The sequence below is a fragment of the Massilia sp. P2_C2 genome (genome assembly GCF_056404615.1).
In genome coordinates this window covers 1-1,596 of record NZ_JBFUDR010000574.1, presented here as the reverse complement: position 1 = coordinate 1,596, position 1,596 = coordinate 1, and the positions used below count along the sequence as shown (strand labels likewise).

The following is a 1,596-nucleotide window of genomic DNA, read 5'->3' as shown; positions in this document are numbered from 1 at the left end:
CGACCGATCTCGACGCGACTACGAGCGTCTGGAAGTTCGACGTGAAAGGCATGGAAGAGACCGGTTCGTTCGCCGCCGAGAGCATTCCGGGCGGCCCGCTGGTGTCGGTCATCGGCGACTACGACGGCTTCGTCCACGCCGATCCTGCCCAGTACACGCTGCGTCACTCTCCGGGCATGGGCACGACGACCGGCCTGGCCGTGGCGCCGCAGCAGACGAATGTGCTGGCGCGGGTCGGCAACGCCATGTACATCTCGACCAATACGGGCGCGAGCTGGCAACAGGCTCCGACCATGAACGGCAAGTACGGCAACCTGGCGCTGTCGGCCGACGGTTTCGTGCTGTTGCACAGCCCGCAAGGCTCGACCACGAGCTACCGTTCGACCGACTTCGGCACCAGCTGGACGGCGGTGACCGGCCTGGCCGTGAAGGACGCCTTCCCGATCGCGGACAAAGTCAACCCGTCCAAGTTCTATGTCTACGCTCCGACGAACGGCAAAGTGATGGTCAGTACCGACGGCGGTGTGTCGTTCAGCGCCAAGGCCGCCCTGGCGGGCGGCGGCAACGCCCGCCTGCGCACCACGCCCGGCATCGAGGGCGACGTGTGGGCCTGCCTGGAGTCGAATGGCCTTGCCCACTCGACCGATTCGGGCGCCACGTTCACCAAGGTCGGCGCGGTCGCTTCCTGCACTGCCATGGGCCTGGGCAAGGCAGCGCCCGGGGCCAGCTATCCGGCCCTCTACATGTGGGGTGCGGTGGGCACGTCGCGCGGCCTGTTGCGCTCGACCGACATGGGCGCCCACTGGGACCGCGTGAACGACGACGCTCATCAGTACGGCGGCACGCAGGGACGTTGGGTCGTCGGCGACATGAACACGTATGGCACGGTCTACATGAGCACCTACGGCCGCGGCATCGCCTACGGCAAGATCGATCCGACCGGCRACGTCCAGGTGGTGCCSCARGTKSCSGTCARGCCGGCGCCCMCYGCCGTGTGCAAGTACGACCTCAACAACGTCTGGTGGGGYGGCGGCATCGCCACCGTCTCGATCACCAACCAGGGCACGGAGACGCTGCATGGCTGGCAGGTGACCTGGACCTACAGCGAYGGCTCGTATGTGTCGGGCAACGCGTGGAACGGGGTCGTGACGGGCACCAAGCCGGCGTTCACGGGTTCGGACGGCGGTGGCTGGAACAAGGATATCGCGCCGGGCGGGACGGCCTCGTTCGGCTTCGTCTTCGCAGGCCAGGACGCGATGAACGCGAATATCCCGCAAGTGACCGGCGACATCTGCAAATAACGAACCCTCACACAGTAAAGGTTTACCTCATGAAAAAGACTCTTTTCGCACTGATCGCCAGCACCAGCCTGATGCTCGCCGGCGCCGCCAACGCCGGTGTCGTCGGTTTCGAGGACGTGGCCACCGACGGCGACTTCGCCAGCCTGAGCGACATCAATCCGTACGCCGGCCTGAACTTCAGCGAYGACTGGTATGCCGGTGACAACACCATCGACGGCTACGGCAACGGCGCCCACGGCGGCACGCATTTCGCCGTGAACGGCTTCGGCAGCGATGGCGCCACGATCAGCAGTGC

2 protein-coding genes are annotated in these 1,596 nt (G+C 66.0%); both read left to right on the top strand.

The annotated features are described in order from the left end of the window. Positions 1–1,301, top strand: a 1,301-nt coding sequence (locus AC1DYX_RS30960) for a cellulose binding domain-containing protein (RefSeq protein ID WP_477266031.1), incomplete at its 5' end; no start/stop codon positions are given. A 29-nt stretch (positions 1,302–1,330) separates the two neighbouring features. Beyond that, a partial coding sequence (locus AC1DYX_RS30955; RefSeq protein WP_477266029.1) for a hypothetical protein occupies positions 1,331–1,596 on the top strand: 266 nt, incomplete at its 3' end.